Annotated in this window: 24 protein-coding genes; 1 reads left to right on the forward strand and 23 read right to left on the reverse strand. The window is 38.8% G+C overall.

The window, feature by feature from the left end; all coding sequences use genetic code 11:
* Positions 1-9: 9 nt before the first annotated feature.
* The 21 genes from rplR to rpsL form a co-directional block, all read right to left on the reverse strand.
* On the reverse strand, positions 10-369 hold the full coding sequence (rplR, locus tag OZX59_RS04035; protein WP_277126860.1) for a 50S ribosomal protein L18: 360 nt from the start codon (positions 367-369) through the stop codon (positions 10-12).
* Positions 370-394: 25 nt separating this feature from the next.
* Positions 395-925: a 50S ribosomal protein L6 gene (gene rplF / locus OZX59_RS04040; RefSeq protein WP_277126861.1), complete on the reverse strand. Its 531-nt coding sequence runs from the start codon at positions 923-925 to the stop codon at positions 395-397.
* 24 nt (positions 926-949) lie between these two features.
* Complete coding sequence (rpsH, locus tag OZX59_RS04045; RefSeq protein ID WP_277126862.1) at positions 950-1,348, reverse strand: 30S ribosomal protein S8; 399 nt, start codon at positions 1,346-1,348, stop codon at positions 950-952.
* Positions 1,349-1,369: 21 nt separating this feature from the next.
* Positions 1,370-1,555 carry a type Z 30S ribosomal protein S14 gene (locus OZX59_RS04050; RefSeq protein ID WP_277126863.1) on the reverse strand — a complete coding sequence of 62 codons (186 nt, stop codon included), beginning with the start codon at positions 1,553-1,555 and terminating at the stop codon, positions 1,370-1,372.
* 12 nt (positions 1,556-1,567) lie between these two features.
* Complete coding sequence (gene rplE, locus OZX59_RS04055; RefSeq protein WP_277126864.1) at positions 1,568-2,110, reverse strand: 50S ribosomal protein L5; 543 nt, start codon at positions 2,108-2,110, stop codon at positions 1,568-1,570.
* A gap of 14 nt (positions 2,111-2,124) precedes the next feature.
* Entirely contained in the window at positions 2,125-2,373 is a 249-nt protein-coding gene (gene rplX / locus OZX59_RS04060) for a 50S ribosomal protein L24 (protein ID WP_277126865.1), read from the reverse strand.
* Positions 2,374-2,390: 17 nt separating this feature from the next.
* A complete protein-coding gene (gene rplN / locus OZX59_RS04065) occupies positions 2,391-2,759 on the reverse strand; it encodes a 50S ribosomal protein L14 (protein ID WP_277126866.1) in 369 nt (122 codons plus the stop codon).
* Positions 2,760-2,791: 32 nt separating this feature from the next.
* Positions 2,792-3,058 (reverse strand): 30S ribosomal protein S17, encoded by a 267-nt coding sequence (rpsQ, locus tag OZX59_RS04070; RefSeq protein ID WP_277126867.1) that lies wholly within the window; start codon positions 3,056-3,058, stop codon positions 2,792-2,794.
* Positions 3,059-3,076: 18 nt separating this feature from the next.
* Positions 3,077-3,274 carry a 50S ribosomal protein L29 gene (rpmC, locus tag OZX59_RS04075; RefSeq protein ID WP_277126868.1) on the reverse strand — a complete coding sequence of 66 codons (198 nt, stop codon included), beginning with the start codon at positions 3,272-3,274 and terminating at the stop codon, positions 3,077-3,079.
* A complete protein-coding gene (rplP, locus tag OZX59_RS04080; RefSeq protein ID WP_277126869.1) occupies positions 3,264-3,704 on the reverse strand; it encodes a 50S ribosomal protein L16 in 441 nt (146 codons plus the stop codon). The genes rpmC and rplP overlap by 11 nt, the downstream gene beginning before the upstream one ends.
* A complete protein-coding gene (gene rpsC, locus OZX59_RS04085) occupies positions 3,704-4,375 on the reverse strand; it encodes a 30S ribosomal protein S3 (protein ID WP_277126870.1) in 672 nt (223 codons plus the stop codon). The genes rplP and rpsC overlap by 1 nt, the downstream gene beginning before the upstream one ends.
* A gap of 13 nt (positions 4,376-4,388) precedes the next feature.
* Positions 4,389-4,742, reverse strand: coding sequence for a 50S ribosomal protein L22 (rplV, locus tag OZX59_RS04090; protein ID WP_277126871.1), 354 nt, complete (start codon positions 4,740-4,742; stop codon positions 4,389-4,391).
* Positions 4,743-4,761: 19 nt separating this feature from the next.
* Entirely contained in the window at positions 4,762-5,046 is a 285-nt protein-coding gene (gene rpsS, locus OZX59_RS04095) for a 30S ribosomal protein S19 (RefSeq protein ID WP_277126872.1), read from the reverse strand.
* Positions 5,047-5,064: 18 nt separating this feature from the next.
* Positions 5,065-5,901, reverse strand: coding sequence for a 50S ribosomal protein L2 (gene rplB / locus OZX59_RS04100; RefSeq protein ID WP_277126873.1), 837 nt, complete (start codon positions 5,899-5,901; stop codon positions 5,065-5,067).
* Positions 5,902-5,916: 15 nt separating this feature from the next.
* Positions 5,917-6,222 carry a 50S ribosomal protein L23 gene (gene rplW, locus OZX59_RS04105; protein WP_277126874.1) on the reverse strand — a complete coding sequence of 102 codons (306 nt, stop codon included), beginning with the start codon at positions 6,220-6,222 and terminating at the stop codon, positions 5,917-5,919.
* The gene (gene rplD, locus OZX59_RS04110) at positions 6,219-6,851 is read right to left on the reverse strand and encodes a 50S ribosomal protein L4 (RefSeq protein WP_277126875.1); all 633 of its coding nucleotides are present in this window, start codon (positions 6,849-6,851) and stop codon (positions 6,219-6,221) included. The genes rplW and rplD overlap by 4 nt, the downstream gene beginning before the upstream one ends.
* Before the next feature lie 14 nt (positions 6,852-6,865).
* Positions 6,866-7,495 (reverse strand): 50S ribosomal protein L3, encoded by a 630-nt coding sequence (rplC, locus tag OZX59_RS04115; RefSeq protein ID WP_277126876.1) that lies wholly within the window; start codon positions 7,493-7,495, stop codon positions 6,866-6,868.
* 25 nt (positions 7,496-7,520) lie between these two features.
* Positions 7,521-7,829 (reverse strand): 30S ribosomal protein S10, encoded by a 309-nt coding sequence (rpsJ, locus tag OZX59_RS04120; protein WP_046327486.1) that lies wholly within the window; start codon positions 7,827-7,829, stop codon positions 7,521-7,523.
* A gap of 364 nt (positions 7,830-8,193) precedes the next feature.
* The gene (fusA, locus tag OZX59_RS04125; protein ID WP_277126877.1) at positions 8,194-10,287 is read right to left on the reverse strand and encodes an elongation factor G; all 2,094 of its coding nucleotides are present in this window, start codon (positions 10,285-10,287) and stop codon (positions 8,194-8,196) included.
* 31 nt (positions 10,288-10,318) lie between these two features.
* On the reverse strand, positions 10,319-10,789 hold the full coding sequence (gene rpsG, locus OZX59_RS04130) for a 30S ribosomal protein S7 (RefSeq protein WP_277126878.1): 471 nt from the start codon (positions 10,787-10,789) through the stop codon (positions 10,319-10,321).
* Positions 10,790-10,803: 14 nt separating this feature from the next.
* On the reverse strand, positions 10,804-11,211 hold the full coding sequence (gene rpsL / locus OZX59_RS04135; RefSeq protein ID WP_277126879.1) for a 30S ribosomal protein S12: 408 nt from the start codon (positions 11,209-11,211) through the stop codon (positions 10,804-10,806).
* A gap of 200 nt (positions 11,212-11,411) precedes the next feature.
* Here rpsL and OZX59_RS04140 point away from each other — a divergent pair, with 200 nt between their 5' ends.
* Entirely contained in the window at positions 11,412-12,104 is a 693-nt protein-coding gene (locus tag OZX59_RS04140) for an A24 family peptidase (RefSeq protein WP_277126880.1), read from the forward strand.
* Positions 12,105-12,144: 40 nt separating this feature from the next.
* Here the strand turns inward: OZX59_RS04140 and rpoC are convergent, their stop codons facing one another.
* Positions 12,145-15,810, reverse strand: a complete 3,666-nt coding sequence (rpoC, locus tag OZX59_RS04145) for a DNA-directed RNA polymerase subunit beta' (protein ID WP_277126881.1) — start codon at positions 15,808-15,810, stop codon at positions 12,145-12,147.
* Positions 15,811-15,826: 16 nt separating this feature from the next.
* On the reverse strand, positions 15,827-19,471 hold the full coding sequence (gene rpoB / locus OZX59_RS04150) for a DNA-directed RNA polymerase subunit beta (RefSeq protein WP_277126882.1): 3,645 nt from the start codon (positions 19,469-19,471) through the stop codon (positions 15,827-15,829).
* Between the last annotated feature and the right edge of the window lie 189 nt (positions 19,472-19,660).

The raw sequence follows: 19,660 nt of genomic DNA on the forward strand, positions 1-19,660 counted from the left end.
TTCTCCTTCCTAGAAATCTAATCCGTTTTCGCGAGCAGCATCTGCCAAAGCTGAGATACGGCCATGGTATAAATAACCACTTCTGTCAAAAACAATATTTGTAATATTCTTAGCTTTTGCTGCTTCAGCGATTGCTTTACCAACAGCTTCTGCTTGTTCTACTTTAGTGGAATCCTTAGCAATGGAATCATCTAAAGTTGAGGCACTTGCTAGCGTTACACCCGCTACGTCATCAATTAATTGAGCGTAGATGTTTTTGTTTGAACGAAAAACGCTTAAGCGTGGGCGCTCAGCAGTACCAGAAATCTTGCCACGAATACGTTTGTGACGCTTTAAGCGTAACTTATTTTTATCTGGTTTTGAAATCACAATTTCACCTCAAAAAAATTAATTATTATTTACCTGTTTTACCTTCCTTACGACGTACGTATTCGTCAACATAACGAATACCTTTACCCTTATAAGGCTCAGGTGGACGTACACCGCGGATTTCAGCGGCAAATTGACCTACACTTTGTTTAGAAATTCCTTCTACTTCAATTTCAGTTGCTGAAGTAGCTTTAACGGAAATTCCCTTAGGTGCAGTCATTTCAACTGGTTGTGAATATCCAACGTTTAAAGTTAACTTGTCACCTTGAGTAGTAGCACGGTAACCAACACCAATCAACTTTAAAGTCTTCTTATAGCCATTAACTACGCCTTCAACCATTGAAGCTAAATTAGCTCTCTCAGTGCCATGAAGTGCTTTATCATTTTCATTTGAACGAGAAAAGTTGATTTTGCCATCAGCTTGATTGAAAGTAATCTTTGGGTCAAAGTATCTAGTTAATTCACCCTTTGGGCCCTTAACAGTTATATTGTCGCCTTCTTTGGTAACAGTGACACTTTCAGGGACCTCAATTGTTTTTAAACCTATACGGCTCATTGCATGTTCTCCTTTCTGTCAGAATTACCAAACGTACGCAAGAACTTCGCCACCGACGTTTTTCTGTCTTGCTTCCTTATCGGTAACTACACCGGCAGAAGTAGAAACGACGGCAATACCTAAACCATTAAGAACTTTAGGTAAGTCTTCAGCACTTACATAATTTCTAAGACCTGGCTTAGAAATACGTTTTAAACCTGAAATGACACGTTCTCCGTTTGGACCATATTTCAAGAAAACCTTGATAATGCCTTGTTTGTTATCATCAGCAACTTCGTAATCACGGATAAAACCTTCGCGTTTCAAAATTTCCGAAATAGATTTTTTAATATTTGATGCAGGAATTTCAACTGAATCATGCTTTGCCATGTTGGCATTTCTAATTCTAGTCAAATAATCTGCGATCGGATCTGTCATGACCATTATGCTATCCTCCTAACCGTATTACCAACTAGCCTTTTTAAGACCTGGGATTTGACCTTTGTGAGCTAAATCTTTCAAGCAAATACGGCATAAGCCAAACTTACGGTATACTGAGTGTGGACGACCACATTGCTCACAGCGAGTATATTCGCGTGATGAAAATTTAGCAGGACGATGATTTCTGATTTTTTGTGATGTTTTAGCCATTAATGTCCTCCATTATTTTGCAAACGGCATACCAAATTGACTTAAAAGCTCACGTGCTTCTTCGTCTGTATTGGCAGTAGTAACGATAACAACATCTAAACCTCTAGTACGGTTTACCTTATCAAAGTCAATTTCGGGAAAAATCAATTGCTCTTTAATACCTAAAGTGTAGTTGCCACGACCGTCAAAAGACCGACTTGAAACACCGCGAAAGTCACGAACACGTGGAAGAGATACGTTGATTAACTTATATAAGAAATCATACATTCTATTCCCTCTAAGAGTAACCTTAGCACCAATAGACATACCTTCACGCAAACGGAAGTTAGCAATGGATTTCTTAGCCTTTGTAACCAGTGGCTTTTGACCAGAAATCAAAGTTAATTCTTCAACAGCTTCATCTAAATTTTTAGCATTAGAAACTGCATCACCAACACCCATGTTCAAGACTACTTTTTCGATCTTTGGTACCTGCATAACAGAGTCATAACTAAATTTTTCCTGCATTGCTGGAACCATTTTTTCTTTATATTCTTGAGCTAAATAATTTGCCATTTGTATCCTCCTCTCTATTCCTTATCTTCTTTTTTGTTTTCAGCTTTTGCAATAACTTTAACATTGGATGCGTGAATTGAACCTTCTGATTCAACCACACCACCGTTAGAATTATTTTGTGAAGGCTTTTCATGTTTCTTAACAGTATTTACGCCTTTTACAACCACACGGTTTTTCTTGACATTAACTGAAAGAACAGTACCTTCTTTACCTTTATCTTTTCCGGCAATAACTTTTACTTTGTCACCAGTTTTAACAAACATCAGTGCACCTCACTTAATTATAAGACTTCAGGAGCAAGAGAGACGATCTTCATAAAATCGTGCTCACGTAACTCACGTGCAACAGGCCCAAAGATACGAGTACCACGTGGGCTCTTATCTGCATTAATAACTACGCCAGCATTCTCATCAAACTTGATATATGAGCCATCTTCGCGACGAGCGCCTGATTTTGTTCTAACAATGACAGCTTTAACAACGTCACCTTTTTTGACAACGCCACCTGGTGTTGCTTGTTTAACAGTTGCTACTACGACATCACCGATGTTACCGGTCTTACGCTTTGATCCACCTAAGACTCTAATAACTAATAGTTCTCTAGCACCAGAGTTATCAGCAACTCTCAAACGGGATTCATTTTGAATCACTGTTTAATCCTCCCCTCATAAAATCCGCAAAATTAAACAGATTTTTTAACAATTTCTACTAAACGGAAGCGCTTTGTACGAGACAATGGACGAGTTTCCATGATACGAACAGTATCGCCAACTTTAGCTTCATTATTTTCATCTTGTGCATAATATTTCTTAGAATATCTAATGCGCTTCTTATAAACAGGGTGATTCTTATAAGTGTCAACAACAACAGTAATTGTCTTGTCGTTCTTATCAGAAATTACACGACCTTGATATACATGACGATGATTTCTTTCGATTGATTCGCTCAAGTTAATAACTCCCTTCCACTAATCTTTTTTCAGTGCATCTTCACTGAGAATTGTTTTAATTCTAGCAATGTTTTTACGGACTTTACTTAGGCGAGCGGTATTTTCTAATTGACCCGTTGCTTGTTGAAAACGCAAATTAAAAAGTTCTTCTTTATATTGCTTTTCCTTATCCAACATTTGCTCAGTGGTTAGCGCTCTGATATCCTTAGTCTTCATTAGAATTGCCACCTACTTCCGAACTTTTAGCTACAAACTTACATTTGATTGGTAATTTAGTTGAAGCAAGTCTTAAAGCCTCACGAGCAGTTGCTTCATCAACACCACCAATTTCAAACATAATCTTTTCTCTTTTTACTACAGCTACCCAGCCAGCAGGTGCACCTTTACCAGAACCCATACGTACACCAACACCTTTAGCAGTGTATGACTTTTGAGGGAAAATTCTGATCCAAACTTTACCACCACGCTTCATGTAACGAGTCATCGCTACACGAGCAGCTTCAATTTGTTGAGTAGTAATCCAGTGCGATTCGAGGGCTTGCAAGCCATATTCGCCAAAAGCGATTGTCTTGCCACCTTTAGCAGCACCACGCATCTTACCACGGAATTCACGACGGTGTTTTACTCGTTTTGGTACTAAAGGCATTATTTGTTTCCTCCCTTCGCAGCTTTAACGGGTTGCTTACTCTTAGTAGGCAAGACTTCGCCACGGTTGACCCAAACTTGGACACCAATTTCACCATATGTAGTGTAAGCATTTACCCAAGCATAATCAATATCAGCTCTCAAAGTTTGCAATGGAACACGACCTTCTGTGTGCCATTCTCTTCTTGCCATATCAGCACCATTTAGACGACCAGAGGTTTGCACTCTAATTCCTTTGGCACCTGCACGCATAGTTCTTTGAGTAGCTTGACGCATTGCACGTCTAAAAGCAATACGTGCTTCTAGTTGACTAGCAATACTATCAGCTACAAGCTTGGCATCAAGATCTGGTTTCTTAATTTCAACAATATTGACGTGAACTTGTTTCTTAGTTAAAGCATTTAATTCTTTTCTTAATGTTTCAACCTCAGAACCGCCCTTACCAATAACCATTCCTGGTTTTGAAGTATTGATTGAGACATTGATTCTGTTTGCTGCACGTTCAATTTCAACAGTAGAAACAGAGGCGGATTTTAACTTTTTAGAAATAAATTTTCTAATGCGTAAATCTTCATTTAAAGTTTCCTTATAACCTCTGTCAGCATACCATTTAGATTCCCAATCGCGAATAACGCCGAGACGGAACCCATTTGGGTTAATCTTTTGACCCATTAATATACCTCCCTTAATCGTTCTTTTCTGAAACTACAACAACTATATGGCTAGTTCTCTTATTGATTGGAGAAGCCATACCTTTGGCACGTGGCCGAAATCTCTTTAAAGTTGCACCTTCGTTAACATATGCTTCAGATACGTATAAATTTGCACTCTCAAGATCGTAGTTGTGTTCTGCGTTAGCAATAGCTGAACGTAAAACTTTTTCAACGATTGGGGAAGCAGCTCTAGGCGTGAATTGCAAAATTGCTAACGCTTCAGCAACGTCTTTACCACGAATTAAGTCGATAACTAAACGAGCTTTTCTTGCAGTAATCCGAACAGTTCTTGCTTCAGCCTTAGCTGAACTAATTTGTTCTGCCATTTAAGTGTTTCTCCTTCCTTTAAGCTTTTGCAGTGGCTTTATCGTCAGATGTCTTGTGTCCACGGAATGTTCTCGTTGGGACAAATTCACCTAATTTATGACCAACCATGTCTTCAGTAATATAAACTGGAACATGCTTTCTACCATCGTAAACAGCTATAGTCAAACCAACAAAGGAAGGGAAAATAGTTGAACGACGTGACCAAGTTTTAATAACTTGCTTCTTATCCGCATCAGCTTGTGCATTGACCTTTTTTAACAATGACTCATCAGCAAAAGGCCCTTTTTTAATACTACGGCTCATTAATTAACCCTCCTTTTATTATTTGCTACCCTTACGGTGACGAATAATTAACTTCTCGCTGGCCTTCTTAGAATTTCTAGTCTTAACGCCACGACTCTTCTTACCCCAAGGAGTCATAGGTTGTGGACGTCCAACTGGAGCTTTACCTTCACCACCACCATGTGGGTGATCGTTAGGGTTCATTACAGAACCTCTAGATTGAGGACGTCTACCCAACCAACGACTACGACCAGCTTTACCAAGTTGAATTAATGAATGTTGCTCATTACCAACAACACCAATAGTTGCACGACAAGCAGATAAAATCTTACGAACTTCACCACTTTGTAGTCTAACTAAGGTATAGTTGCCATCAACACCTAATACTTGAGCACTAGTACCGGCACTTCTAACTAATTGACCACCTTTTTCAGGTTTCAATTCAATATTGTGAATTGAAGTACCAGTAGGAATATTCTTAAGTGGTAAAGCATTACCTGGCTTGATGTCTGCATCAGCACCAGATTCAACAACATCACCGACTTTTAAGCCTTTAGGTGCCAAAATATAAGTTTTCACACCGTCAGTGTAGTGAAGAAGAGCAATATTAGCAGTTCTATTTGGATCGTATTCGATTGTCTTAACAACTGCTTTAGTATTGTCCTTATTACGCTTAAAATCGATAATACGGTACTTTTGCTTATGTCCACCACCACGATGTCTACTAGTAATATGACCATATGAATTACGACCTGCTGTATGTGATTGTGATTCTAACAGAGTCCGTTCTGGCTTGCTAGTAGTAATCTCAGCAAAGTCGGAAGAAGTCATATTACGGCGACCATTTGTGGTTGGCTTATAAATTTTAATAGCCAATTGACTGACCTCCTATTACTTGTTTTCTTTATTCTCTTCGTCTTTGAAAATCTTAATGTCATTTGAATCGTCAGTTAAAGTTACGATTGCTTTACGACTGCGAGCGGTCTTACCAGTGTAACGACCAACACGTTTGTCGCTTCCGCGAACATTCATGATATTAACTTTTTTGACTTTAACATCAAAGATTTCTTCAACAGCATTGCGAACTTGTGTTTTGGTTGCGGTCAAAAGCACGTTGAAAGTGTACTTCTTATCATCCATTAAGTTCGTTGACTTTTCAGTAATGACAGGTCTTAAAATGATATCATGTGCACTCATTTTTCTGAAGCCCCCTCAACATTCTTTTCTAGCTTTTCCACAGCGTCTTTAGTCAAAATCATCTTGTCACAATTAACAACATCTTCAACATTTACGCCATTAATAGTAACTACTTTAACCTTAGGTAAATTTTTAGCCGAAAGTTGTACGTTTCTATCTTCTGAAACAATTAAAACCTTACCTTCAACTTTTAAACCATCTAAAGTTGACTTAAGCTCTTTAGTCTTTGGAGCAGCCATAGTCAATTGATCTAAAACAACTAAGTCATTGTCAAGTAATTTTTGAGAAAGAACTGACTTGATAGCCAACCGGCGTTGCTTTCTTGGCATTGAGTATGAATATGAGCGAGGAGTTGGGCCAAATACTACACCACCACCACGCCATTGTGGTGATCTAATGGAACCTTGACGAGCACGTCCAGTACCCTTTTGCTTCCATGGCTTTTTACCACCACCGCGAACTGCAGATCTATTCTTAACTTTAGAAGTACCTTGACGCTTACCAGCTCTTTGTCTGATAATTGCATCAAACACAACACTTTCGTTTGGTTTAATCCCAAATACTTGATCATTTAAAGTAACTTCACCAGCATCTTTGCCTGTTTGATCGATAACTTTTAAATTAGCCATTCTTGTCCTCCTTTCTACTTATTAATCTTAACAGCAGATTTAACAGTAATTAATGAGTTCTTAGCACCAGGAACATTGCCTTTAATCAGCAAAACATTCTTATCTGCTACAACTTTTTCAATTACTAAGTTTTCAATGGTAACTTTCTTAGTACCCATGTGACCTGGTAATCTCTTACCCTTTGGTACACGATTAATGATTGAACCCATTGAACCAGGAATTCTGTGATATCTTGATCCGTGAGTTTCTGGTCCACGTGATTGGTTCCAACGCTTAATGTTACCCTGGTATCCATGACCTCTTGTAATTCCGGTAACGTCAACAACGTCGCCATCCTTAAATGTGTCCACAGTTATTTCTGAGCCGACTTCGTAGTCCTTAAGCTCAACTCCGCGGATTTCACGTATGAAGCGCTTAGGCGAAGTCTTTGCTTTAGAAGCATGACCCTTTTCTGGTTTGTTGCTCAAAACTTCACGCTTATCTTGGTAACCCAATTGCACTGCTTCATAGCCGTCTGATTCAACAGTCTTAACTTGCATAACAACGTTAGGTGTTGCTTCGACAACAGTTACAGGGACAAGGATACCATCTTTAGTGAAAACTTGAGTCATACCGACTTTTTTTCCTAAGATTCCTTTGGTCATGATTACACCTCTTTCTCTTTAAAAATTATAATTTGATTTCGATGTCTACACCACTTGGTAGATCGAGCTTCATTAAAGAATCAACAGTCTTAGGTGTTGGATTTAAAATGTCGATTAACCGCTTATGCGTGCGCATTTCAAATTGTTCACGTGAATCCTTGTTCTTATGTGGTGAACGAAGAACAGTAAACAAAACTCTTTCAGTTGGAAGTGGAACTGGACCTGAAATTTCAGCACCAGTTCTCTTCGCAGTAGCTACAATCTTAGCAGCTGATTCATCGAGAATACCATGTTCGTAAGACTTAAGTCTTATTCGAATAGATTGACTTGCCATTGAATTACCTCCTTATACGTCTTCTTTAAAAGATGACTGGCCTCCGCAAAAATTACCGGCTACGCCTCCTGTGGCAATGCAGCCTGGTGTGCCGCAACCTTTTGCATCAACGCTTTACTACATTTCGCGGCTTAAGACAGAATATGCCCTAAACACACAAAGACTAGTATACCTGCTTTTAGTTGAAATATCAAGGCTTACAGGCTTTTAATTATTTTTTTTAGATCATTTTCTAACAAAATTACTGATTAAAATAAATTGTATTTTCACCATATAAATATTTTATAAAAAACTAAAAATATCTACTTACAAAAAAAGAGATACTGGCTCTACCAGTATCTCGATTTAAAATTATTATAGTAAGCTATTCGGATTTTCCACCACGTTGCTTAATAATATCTTCTTGAATTGACTTAGGAGTTGGTGAATAGTGATCAAATACCATTGTAAATGTCCCACGACCTTGAGTTGACGAACGCAAAGTTGTTGCATAACCAAACATTTCAGCAAGTGGCACCATTGAATTCAATACTTTAGCACCTGAACGATCTTGCATGTTATCCATCGTACCACGACGTGCAGTAATCGAACCCATTACATCACCAAGATATTCTTCAGGAGTAATTACTTGTACCTTCATGATTGGTTCCAAGATAACAGCACCAGCCTTAGGTGCAGCATTTCTTAATGCATATGAAGCAGCAACTTTAAAGGCAGTTTCACTTGAATCGACTTCGTGATAACTACCATCATAAAGTTTAGCCTTAACATCAATCAGTGGATATCCAGCTAAAATACCATTCTGCATTGATTCTTGCAGTCCAGCATCAACTGAAGGAATAAATTCACGAGGAACTACCCCACCAACAATGGCATCTTCGAATTCGTAGCCTTTACCGCGATCATTTGGAGTAAATTCAACCCAAACATCACCATATTGACCCTTACCACCGGATTGACGAACAAACTTACCTTGAGCCTTGGCACTCTTAGTGAATGTCTCACGATAAGCAACTTGTGGCTCACCAATCTTAGCTTCGACATGGAATTCACGTTTCATACGTTCAACCATGATCTGTAAGTGTAATTCACCCATCCCAGAAATCAAAGTTTGCCCAGTTTCAGCGTTAGTTTCGGCTCTAAAAGTAGGATCTTCTTCAGTCAGTTTTTGCAAAGCAACATCAAGTTTATCACGGTCAGCCTTTGATTCAGGCTCAATTGAAACTTGAATAACTGGATCTGGAACTTCCAAACTTTCCAAAATTAATGGATGATCTGGATCAGTCAATGAATCACCAGTAGTAGTGTTTTTCAAGCCGATTGCACCGGCAATATCACCTGAAAAGACTTCTGAAATTTCACTTCTTGAGTTAGCATGCATCTGAAGCAAACGACCAACACGTTCACGACTATTCTTAGAAGCATTCAACACGTATGAACCTGATTCAAGTGAACCAGTATAAACACGAATATAAGTTAAACGACCAACAAATGGGTCAGTAGCAATCTTAAAGGCTAAAGCTGAGAATGGCTTGTCATCTCCTGCAACTAATTCAACTTCTTCGTCAGTCTTAGGATCATGAGCAACATAAGGCTTAACATCTAATGGTGATGGTAAGTAATCAACCACACCGTCAAGCATCATTTGTACACCCTTGTTCTTAAATGCCGAACCAGCAAAAACTGGGAAAGCCTTTAAGTCCAAGGTAGCCTTACGAATAGCAGCTTTTAATTCATCGATAGAAATTTCATCACCATTAAGGTACTTTTCCATGATGCCATCATCAACGTCAGCTACTTGCTCAATTAATTCATTACGACGCTTTTCAGCTTCTTCTTTGTATTCATCAGGTACTGCAACAGTTTCCCAACTTGAACCAAGCTTATCTTCGTCGTAAATATCAGCTTCCATATCAATTAAATTGATAACACCTTCAAAAGTATCAGCAGAACCAATTGGCATTTGTACTGCTATAGCGTTAGCATTTAACCGTTCATGTAAAGAAGTAACTGATTTATCAAAATCTGCACCAATTTTATCCATCTTGTTGATGAATACGATTCTTGGAACACCATAAGTTTCAGCTTGACGCCAAACATTTTCAGTTTGTGGTTCAACCCCAGCTTGTGCATCAAGCACAGTTACAGCACCATCAAGCACACGTAATGAACGCTCAACTTCGATAGTGAAGTCAACGTGTCCTGGTGTATCAATAATGTTAATTCTGTAGTCTTTCCATTGAGCTGTAGTAGCAGCTGATGTAATGGTAATCCCACGTTCTTTTTCTTCATCCATCCAGTCCATTTGGCTGTCACCCTCGTGGGTTTCACCAATTTTATGGATTTTACCAGTGTAGTAAAGGATACGTTCAGTAGTGGTAGTCTTACCCGCATCGATGTGGGCCATGATACCAATATTACGCGTCTTTTCTAATGGAAATTCACGCTTATTAGCCATAAATTCTTATCTCCTTAAAAAATTAATCAAATTAGAAGCGGTAGTGAGCAAATGCCCGGTTAGCTTCAGCCATCCGGTGAACATCTTCACGCTTCTTAACTGCTGAACCAGTGTTATTTGAAGCGTCGATAATTTCATTAGCTAAGCGTTCATCCATTGTGTGCTCATTACGTAAACGTGCGTATGAAACAAGCCATCTTAAACCTAAAGTAGTTCTTCTTTCTGGACGTACTTCAACTGGAATTTGATAGTTAGAACCACCGATCCGACGTGCTTTAACTTCCAAAACAGGCATCACATTGTTCATTGCTTCTTCAAAAACATCAAGTGGCTCTTTATCGGTCTTGTCCTTGATAATATCAAAAGCATCATAAAGAATAGAGGAAGCCTTAGCTCTCTTACCATCAACCATCAAATGGTTGATTAACTTGGTAACAAGTTTTGAATTATATACTGGATCTGCTAAAACGTCTCTTTTAGTTACATGTCCTTTTCTAGGCATTATTTAACTCCTCCTTAATCTTTCTTGGCACCGTACTTGGAACGACCTTGTTTTCTGCCGTCAACACCAGCAGTATCAAGCGCACCACGAACAATATGGTAACGAACACCAGGAAGGTCCTTTACACGTCCACCACGGATTAAAACAACAGAGTGCTCTTGCAAATTGTGGCCTTCACCAGGAATATATGCAGTAACTTCGATTAAGTTTGACAAACGAACACGGGCATACTTACGTAATGCTGAGTTTGGCTTCTTTGGTGTCATAGTACCAACACGAGTTGCAACACCACGCATTTGTGGTGCTGGGTTGAATACTAATTCCTTCTTCATACTGTTGTAGCCGTAACTTAGGGCTGGTGATTTTGATTTAGTCGTCTTAGTGTGACGGCCTTTTCTTACCAATTGATTAATGGTTGGCATTAAATGTTTCCTCCTAAAAAAATAATTGTTGTGTTCACACATCCAGGAGTTTCTTTTTTAGATCCTGAATAATCATTAAAAACATACAAAATCTATTGTACTCGCTTTTAGAGATAAATCAATTGCTATTATTTATTTTAAAAAATAAACTGCAATATTTTTCATACTTATGTTTGAATTAAAAAACTAAGGAGCTTATTATGGAATGGTTTTATTCAATTACTAACTTTTTAATCGGAGCTTGTGTTGCCTCACACGCTGCCCTTATCTGCGATCGGTTTGATCAAGCAAATTTTTGGTCTCCACACTCTTACTGTCAAATTTGTTATACCGAACTAGGCTTGCTGGATGAAATACCACTAATTTCTTATCTTTTTTTGCACGGTAAGTGCCGCTATTGCCACAATCCTATTCCAGTGAAATTACCAATAATTGAAGCATTCGGTGGTTTCTCCTTTATAAGCCTGGATTTGAGTCAATCCAATGATCTCTTAACCTGTATTATTCTTTTTTCGATTTTATTAGCCGCGATTTGCGATTTCGAAGTGCAAGAGTTTCATCTAGTGATGATTTTGCCAGCAATTTTTTTAGCTTTCATTAGACTTACTAGCTTGTCTCACTATCAATTGCTTGATTACCTAGAATTTTTGCCAATTTCACTACTATTGATAACGTTCGTTTGGCAACACAAACTTGGTAGCGGCGACTTAATTATTTATCTAGTTCTAGTATTTTTCTTTAGTCCTCATTTCGCTAATCTAGTTTTTTTAACTGGATCAGTTTGTTTAATTTTGTACTTTTGTTTCCAACGTAAAAAATATTCAACACAAAAAGCAGTTGCCTTTATCCCATATTTATTCTTAGGATTAATATTGCAACTGCCTTTCAACTAAAAAGTGTTCTACTAAAAATAATAGTAGAACACTTTTTTATCTATTTTTGTGGCACCTTTGCCTTGTCAGCTTCCTTCATCTGCTTTTCAATATCAGCAATTGAATAAACAGACTTCGGCTTCTTAACATCAGCATCAGGTTCCATATCACGGTAAACTGGGAGACCAGTACCAGCCGGAATAATTTTTCCGATAATAACATTTTCTTTTAATCCAAGCAATGGATCATTCTTGCCTCTAATAGAAGCATCAGTCAGAACACGAGTCGTCTCCTGGAACGAAGCGGCAGACAAGAAACTGTTAGTTTCGAGCGCAGCCTTAGTAATACCCAAAATTATGCTCTGTGCAGTTGCAGGTATCCCACCAGAAATAATAACTGATTTGTTACGTTCCTTAAATTGATCGATATCTAAAGTTTCACCTGGTAATAGATCTGTTTCACCTGGATCAAGTACTCGAACCTTTTGCAGCATTTGTCTAGTCAATACTTCGACGTGTTTATCAGAAATATCAACCCCCTGCATTCGATAGGCTTTTTGAACTTCAACTAAAATATATTCTTCAGTAGTTAAAGTATCAGTTACCTGAATTAATTCTTTTGGATCGACTGATCCCAAAGTCAGCTTATCACCACGGCGAACCTCATCACCTTCTGCAACAGCTACTGAAGCAGTATATGGCACACTATAACTTCTAGTATCAATCTTACCTTTAACAGTAATTTCACGTGTATGCTCCGCCGGATTTTCTTGAACTGAATCAATTACACCGTCAACTTCAGAAATAACCGCACGACCTTTAGGATTTCTTGCTTCAAACAATTCTTGCACACGAGGCAACCCTTGAGTAATATCCTCAGCACCAGCAACCCCACCATTGTGGAAAGTACGTAAAGTAAGTTGCGTACCTGGTTCACCAATTGATTGAGCGGCAACAGTACCAACTGCTTCACCGACTTCTACTTCTTCAGCAGTAGCTAGGTTCATTCCGTAACATTTACGACAAACACCATGTGAAGTATCACAAGTTAAAATCGAACGAATCTTAACGTTAGTTACACCAGCATCACAAATCTGATGTGCTAGCTTTTCATCTAACATTACGTCAGGACCAACAATTGTTTCACCTGTTTGTGGATCTTTAACAGTTTCACCAGTAAAACGTCCAAGTAGTCGATCAAACAACGGCTCGATTAATTCGTCACCTTCCATGATGGCGTGAACCACAATACCACGGTCAGTTCCACAGTCTTCTTCACGAATAATCACATCTTGGGCAACATCAACCAAACGTCTAGTTAAGTAACCAGACTGAGCGGTCTTTAGCGCCGTATCAGTCATTCCCTTACGAGCACCGTGAGTTGACATGAACAGCTCCAAAACGGACAAACCTTCTTTAAAGTTTGAAGTAACTGGAATTTCAAATAGTCCACCGTTAGGAGTAGCCATCAAGCCACGCATTCCGGCCAGCTGAGTAAAGTTGGAAATGTTACCACGCGCACCCGAGTCAGCCATGATTGTAATTGGATTATGTGGATCATAAATTTGGGCAATTTCGTCCTGAACTTGATCCTTACAATCATTCCAAATACTAATTACACGATCGTGACGTTCTTGTTCAGTAATCAAACCACGTCTGAATTGCTTAGAAACTACGTCAACTTGCTTATGGGCTTTGTCTACCTTTTCATCTTTATCATCAATTTCTGGAACATCAGTCATCCCAATAGTAATACCAGAAGTTGTTGAACTAGTATAACCCAAAGTCTTTAAGTCATCTAAATAATCTGAGGTTCTTTGTACTTTATAGTACTTATAAATTGTGGCAATTGAATCCGATAAGAATGACTTCTTAAATGGAGTATCCACTAAGTCAGATCCAATATTATCAATCTTCTCATAAATATCTTCACCTGGTTCTAAGAAATACTTCCTAGCCAGTGGATTATTCAAGTTCTCTTCAGTTGGTTCATTAACATAGAAGTAATCTTCAGGGAAAATTTGGTTAAAAATCGCCTTACCATAGGTAGTTACAAAAATACCATTTTCGCAATCCTTAGGCCAAGTTTTATCAGGCATCGACGCAGCATTAAGCCCAATAATAGTATGGTAATGAATTATCCCATTGTTATAAGCTATTGTAGCTTCAGCAATCGAATTAAAAATCATGCCCTCACCCTCGCGGCCACGTTCTGCTTGGGTTAACCAATAATTACCTAACACAACATCCTGAGATGGAGTTACGATCGGCTTACCATCTTTAGGCGCCAAGATATGGTGCGAAGCCATCATTAACATTCGTGACTCAGCTACGGCTTCATCAGATAATGGCACGTGAATCGCCATCTGGTCACCATCAAAGTCGGCATTATAAGCCTCACAGGCTAATGGATGTAACCGAATTGACTTACCTGGTACCAAAACCGGTTCAAAAGCTTGAATACTCAATCGGTGCAATGTCGGCGCCCGATTTAACAAAACCGTTCTTTCTTTGATAACATCTTCAAGTACATCCCAGACATCATCGTCTTCACGATCAATCTTACGCTTAGCACTCTTAATATTGGATGCAATTCCGCGCTTAACCAGTTCATGCATTACAAATGGCTTAAACAATTCCAAAGCCATTGGACGTGGAACACCACACTGGTAAAATTTTAATTTTGGTGAAACATCGATAACCGAACGACCAGAATAATCAACCCGTTTACCAAGCAAGTTTTGACGGAAACGTCCCTGTTTACCCTTAAGTAAGTGTGATAAGGATTTTAAAGGTCTATTACCTGGTCCAACAACTGGTCGACCGCGGCGACCATTATCAATTAAGGCATCAACAGCTTCTTGCAGCATTCGCTTTTCATTTTGCACAATAATATTTGGTGCATTTAAATCAAGCAATCGCTTCAACCGATTATTACGATTAATTACCCGCCGATATAAGTCATTCAAATCAGAGGTAGCAAATCGTCCACCTTCCAGTTGCACCATTGGGCGTAGGTCCGGAGGAATAACTGGAACAGCATCCATTACCATCCACTCAGGACTATTACCCGAATCCTTAAAGGCATCTAAAATGTCTAATCTACGAATAGCTCTAGTCCGTTTTTGGCCAGTTGCTGTTTCTAGTTCTTTCTTTAAATCAACGACTTCTTGATTTAAGTCAACTTTGCGTAATAAATCTCGAATGGCTTCAGCACCCATTTTAGCAGTAAAGCGATTACCATACTTGCCTTTTTGTTCACGATATTCAGCTTCAGTTAATAACTGCTTAAATTCAAGATCTGTATCACCTGGATCAATCACGATATAAGCTGCAAAATAAATTACTTCTTCTAATAACTTTGGTGAAATATCAAGAATTAATCCCATTCTTGATGGAATTCCCTTGAAATACCAAATATGAGTAACAGGAGCAGCTAATTCAATATGACCCATCCGCTCGCGTCTGACTTTAGCGTTAGTAACTTCAACCCCGCAGCGATCACAAACAATTCCGCGATATCTAACACCCTTATACTTACCACAGGCACAAGCCCAATCTTTAGTTGGTCCAAATATTCTCTCGTCAAATAAACCATCTTTTTCTGGTTTCAGAGTACGATAATTGATCGTTTCCGGTTTTTTGACTTCACCGTATGACCAGCTACGGATTTTATTAGGTGATGCAAGTCCAATTTGCATACTTTCAAACTTATTTACATCGATCAAAAGCTTAACCTCCTACTTATTTAGAAATTTTGGTGTCATCATTAGAGTTATCAGTCACTGGTTCAGCATTTGCTGGTAACTCTTTAGTGTCTTCGTCTTCAGACTTGACAGTTTCTTGGGCTAACTTTTTCTTTTCTTGTTCTTCAGCCATCTTCGATAAGGTATCAATATTTAAATGCTCATTAGAATCTTCATCCATATCCCGCAACTCAACTTCCTTATGATCCAAATCAAGTACACGGATATCTAGTCCTAATGATTGTAGTTCTTTTACCAAAACTCGGAACGATTCAGGTACACCTGGCTTAGGAATTCGCTCACCCTTGACGATTGCCTCATATGCCTTGACACGACCAACAACATCATCTGACTTGTAAGTCAAAATTTCTTGTAAAGTATACGCAGCACCATAAGCTTCCAGAGCCCAAACTTCCATTTCACCAAAACGCTGACCACCAAATTGTGCTTTACCACCTAAAGGTTGTTGAGTAACCAATGAGTAAGGCCCAATTGAACGAGCATGAATCTTATCATCAACCATGTGAGTTAACTTCAGATAATGCATAATTCCGACCGAAACACGGTTATGGAACGGCTCACCTGTACGACCATCATATAAAACAGTCTTACCATCTTTGTCAATTCCTGCTTTATGAACTGTATCCCAAACATCGTCCTCATTAGCACCATCAAAGGCTGGGGTAGCTACATGGATACCCAACGTATTAGCAGCTCTACCTAAGTGCAATTCCAAAAGCTGCCCGATATTCATACGTGACGGAACACCCATTGGGTTCAAACAAATATCAACTGGCGTACCATCTGGTAAGTAAGGCATATCCTCTTCAGGCATAACAGCTGCTACCGTACCCTTATTACCATGTCGACCAGACATTTTGTCTCCGACTTGAATTTTACGTTTCTGCGCAATATATACCCGCACTAGCGTATTAACACCTGGTGAAAGTTCATCGCCTTTTTCACGATTATAAACTTTTACATCACGGACAATTCCGCCACCACCGTGTGGTACACGCAATGAGGTATCACGTACTTCACGAGCTTTTTCACCAAAAATCGCATGCAATAATCTTTCCTCAGCTGATAATTCAGTAACTCCTTTAGGCGTTACCTTACCAACTAAGATGTCCCCATCATGAACTTCGGCACCAACCCGAATAATACCGTGCTCATCAAGATCTTTTAATGCATCCTCACCAACATTAGGTAATTCACGTGTAATTTCTTCTGGTCCTAGTTTAGTATCACGGGCTTCAGATTCATAATCTTCAATACTAATTGAAGTATAGACATCATCTTTGACTAACCGCTCAGATAGCAAGATTGCATCTTCATAGTTGTACATGTTCCAGGTCATGAAAGCAATTACTGGGTTTTGTCCCAAAGCTAGTTCACCATTATCCATAGTTGGACCATTCGCAATAACTTCACCCTTGACAACTTGATCGCCTAATTTGACAATTGGCGTTTGATTGTAAGATTTAGAGTTGTTGGAACGACGATACTTTTCAAGTGTGTACTTATCTAAAGTATCATCCTCACGGCGAATGCGAATTGTATCAGCATCAACATATTCGACCTGACCATCTGCTTTAGCAAGCAAAGCCGCACCCGAATCATGAGCTGCCCGATACTCCATCCCAGTACCAACTAGTGAGCTATGCGGATTAATTAATGGAGCTGCCTGACGTTGTTGGTTAGCACCCATCAAGGCACGATTGGAGTCATCATTTTCCAAAAATGGAATACATGCCGAAGCAACCGACACAACTTGCTTAGGAATAACGTCCATATAGTCAATCTTGTCTGGACTAACTTCGACGTTGTCTTCTTTTTGACGTGCTAAAACCAACTTATCTTTAAAAGAACCATCTGGATTTAACCGCGTATTAGCTCCAGCAATCGTATAATTATCCTCAACGTCAGCGGTCAGATAGTCAATCTTGTCAGTAACTTTGTGAGTCTTCCATGAAACTCGCCGATAAGGAGTCTCAATAAAACCATACTTGTTAATAACTGCATATGTGGCAAGTGAGTTAATTAACCCAATGTTAGGACCTTCTGGAGTTTCGATTGGGCATAAACGACCATATTGAGTATAGTGAACATCCCGAACTTCATATCCAGCACGATCACGTGTCAAACCACCAGGCCCTAATGCAGACATCCGACGCTTATGAGTTAATTCGCCTAAAGGATTATGTTGATCCATAAATTGCGACAATTGTGATGAACCAAAAAATTCTTTGATGCTGGCAACAATAGGTCTAATATTGATCAATTGTTGTGGAGTAACTGTTGCTTGATCCTGAGTAGACATCCGTTCACGAACTACTCGTTCCATTCTGGATAAACCGATTCGTAATTGATTTTGCATCAATTCACCAACACGGCGAATCCGCCGATTACCCAAGTGGTCGATATCGTCAACGTTACCAATACCATCTTGTAACAAGAAAAAGTAATTGATTGAAGCTAACACATCAGCTGGAGTTAAATATTTAATATTCTTGTCAATATGACCGTTAGACATAATCTTAACAACACGTTCAGGATTATCTTTAGAAAAGACTTTAATTTCTTGAACAGTAATTGGATCAGGTAAAACCCCCTCTTTTGAAGGCTCATACGTTACCATCTTAAAATCATCACGGTCAAGATAAGGATCCAAAGTATCCATGACAGCATGAGTCATTACCGTACCTTTTTTAGCAATAATTTCACCAGTATCTGGATCTGCTAAAGTTTCAGCTAAGGTTTGGCCATAAAGGCGATTCTTAAGCGACAATTTTTTATTGACCTTGTAACGACCAACAGGTGCCAAATCATAACGACGTGGATCAAAGAAACGTGAATACAACAATGAACGTGACGAATCTGTCGTCTTCGGTTCACCAGGACGCAATCTTTCATAAACATCCTTTAAAGCCTCTGCAACACGAGAATCAGCTGGATTCTTATGGACATCCTTATCCAAAGTAAATTGCAGAGTATCACTCTCACCAAACATATCTAGAATGTCACTGTCAGAGCCAATTCCCATTGCTCTAATTAAAACAGTTAATGGCAATTTACGAGTCCGATCAACTCGAACATATGAAATATTCTTAGCGTCAGTTTCATATTCTAACCATGCACCCCGATTAGGAATAACTGTTGTACCAAAGATTTGCCGACCATTTTTATCATAATCACCAGAATAATAAACACTCGGTGATCTAACCAATTGTGAAACAATAACTCTCTCAGCACCATTGATAATAAAAGAGCCAGATTCAGTCATGAGTGGCAAATCGCCAAAGAAAACATCCTGGGTCTTAATCTCACCGGTTTTTTGGTTAGCGAGTTTAAGCGTAACATGCATCGGTGCAGAATAGGTTGCATCGTGATCACGAGCCTCATCAACCGTATACTTCGGTTTTTCTAATTTATAGCCCATATATTCTAGGGAAAGTTTACCAGAATAATCACTGATTGGCATAATATCATCAAAAACTTCCTTGATACCCTCATCAAGGAACCACTTGTATGATTCAGTCTGTACATCAGTCAAGTTAGGTAGATCCAGCACTTCTTTAATGCGTGAAAAACTACGTCTTGTCCGGTGTTTACCATAGTTAACTACGTGTCCATTTAACAAAGAGAAACATCCTTTCTGTTGGAGAAAGCAAATATTACATTTCGATTACAAAAATAAAAAACTGGAATTTTTTGCATAAAAAAGACAAAAACAACACACGTCATTTTTGTCTTTTATTATTCTGCTGGACAATAGATCAGCAAAATTCTGAAACTCAGCATTTTTAAATCAACAATTATAGTAACAAGT

Source organism: Lactobacillus sp. ESL0681, assembly GCF_029392835.1.
Taxonomy (GTDB): domain Bacteria; phylum Bacillota; class Bacilli; order Lactobacillales; family Lactobacillaceae; genus Lactobacillus.

Excerpts from the sequence above, each read along its gene's own strand:
- rplF (WP_277126861.1), bottom strand. The coding sequence starts at position 925 with ATGAGCCGTATAGGTTTAAAAACAATTGAGGTCCCTGAAAGTGTCACT.
- rpsH (WP_277126862.1), bottom strand. The coding sequence starts at position 1,348 with ATGGTCATGACAGATCCGATCGCAGATTATTTGACTAGAATTAGAAAT.
- OZX59_RS04050 (WP_277126863.1), bottom strand. The coding sequence starts at position 1,555 with ATGGCTAAAACATCACAAAAAATCAGAAATCATCGTCCTGCTAAATTT.
- rplE (WP_277126864.1), bottom strand. The coding sequence starts at position 2,110 with ATGGCAAATTATTTAGCTCAAGAATATAAAGAAAAAATGGTTCCAGCA.
- rplX (WP_277126865.1), bottom strand. The coding sequence starts at position 2,373 with ATGTTTGTTAAAACTGGTGACAAAGTAAAAGTTATTGCCGGAAAAGAT.
- rpmC (WP_277126868.1), bottom strand. The coding sequence starts at position 3,274 with ATGAAGACTAAGGATATCAGAGCGCTAACCACTGAGCAAATGTTGGAT.
- rplP (WP_277126869.1), bottom strand. The coding sequence starts at position 3,704 with ATGCCTTTAGTACCAAAACGAGTAAAACACCGTCGTGAATTCCGTGGT.
- rpsC (WP_277126870.1), bottom strand. The coding sequence starts at position 4,375 with ATGGGTCAAAAGATTAACCCAAATGGGTTCCGTCTCGGCGTTATTCGC.
- rplV (WP_277126871.1), bottom strand. The coding sequence starts at position 4,742 with ATGGCAGAACAAATTAGTTCAGCTAAGGCTGAAGCAAGAACTGTTCGG.
- rpsS (WP_277126872.1), bottom strand. The coding sequence starts at position 5,046 with ATGAGCCGTAGTATTAAAAAAGGGCCTTTTGCTGATGAGTCATTGTTA.
- rplW (WP_277126874.1), bottom strand. The coding sequence starts at position 6,222 with ATGAGTGCACATGATATCATTTTAAGACCTGTCATTACTGAAAAGTCA.
- rplD (WP_277126875.1), bottom strand. The coding sequence starts at position 6,851 with ATGGCTAATTTAAAAGTTATCGATCAAACAGGCAAAGATGCTGGTGAA.
- rplC (WP_277126876.1), bottom strand. The coding sequence starts at position 7,495 with ATGACCAAAGGAATCTTAGGAAAAAAAGTCGGTATGACTCAAGTTTTC.
- rpsJ (WP_046327486.1), bottom strand. The coding sequence starts at position 7,829 with ATGGCAAGTCAATCTATTCGAATAAGACTTAAGTCTTACGAACATGGT.
- fusA (WP_277126877.1), bottom strand. The coding sequence starts at position 10,287 with ATGGCTAATAAGCGTGAATTTCCATTAGAAAAGACGCGTAATATTGGT.
- rpsG (WP_277126878.1), bottom strand. The coding sequence starts at position 10,789 with ATGCCTAGAAAAGGACATGTAACTAAAAGAGACGTTTTAGCAGATCCA.
- rpsL (WP_277126879.1), bottom strand. The coding sequence starts at position 11,211 with ATGCCAACCATTAATCAATTGGTAAGAAAAGGCCGTCACACTAAGACG.
- OZX59_RS04140 (WP_277126880.1), top strand. The coding sequence starts at position 11,412 with ATGGAATGGTTTTATTCAATTACTAACTTTTTAATCGGAGCTTGTGTT.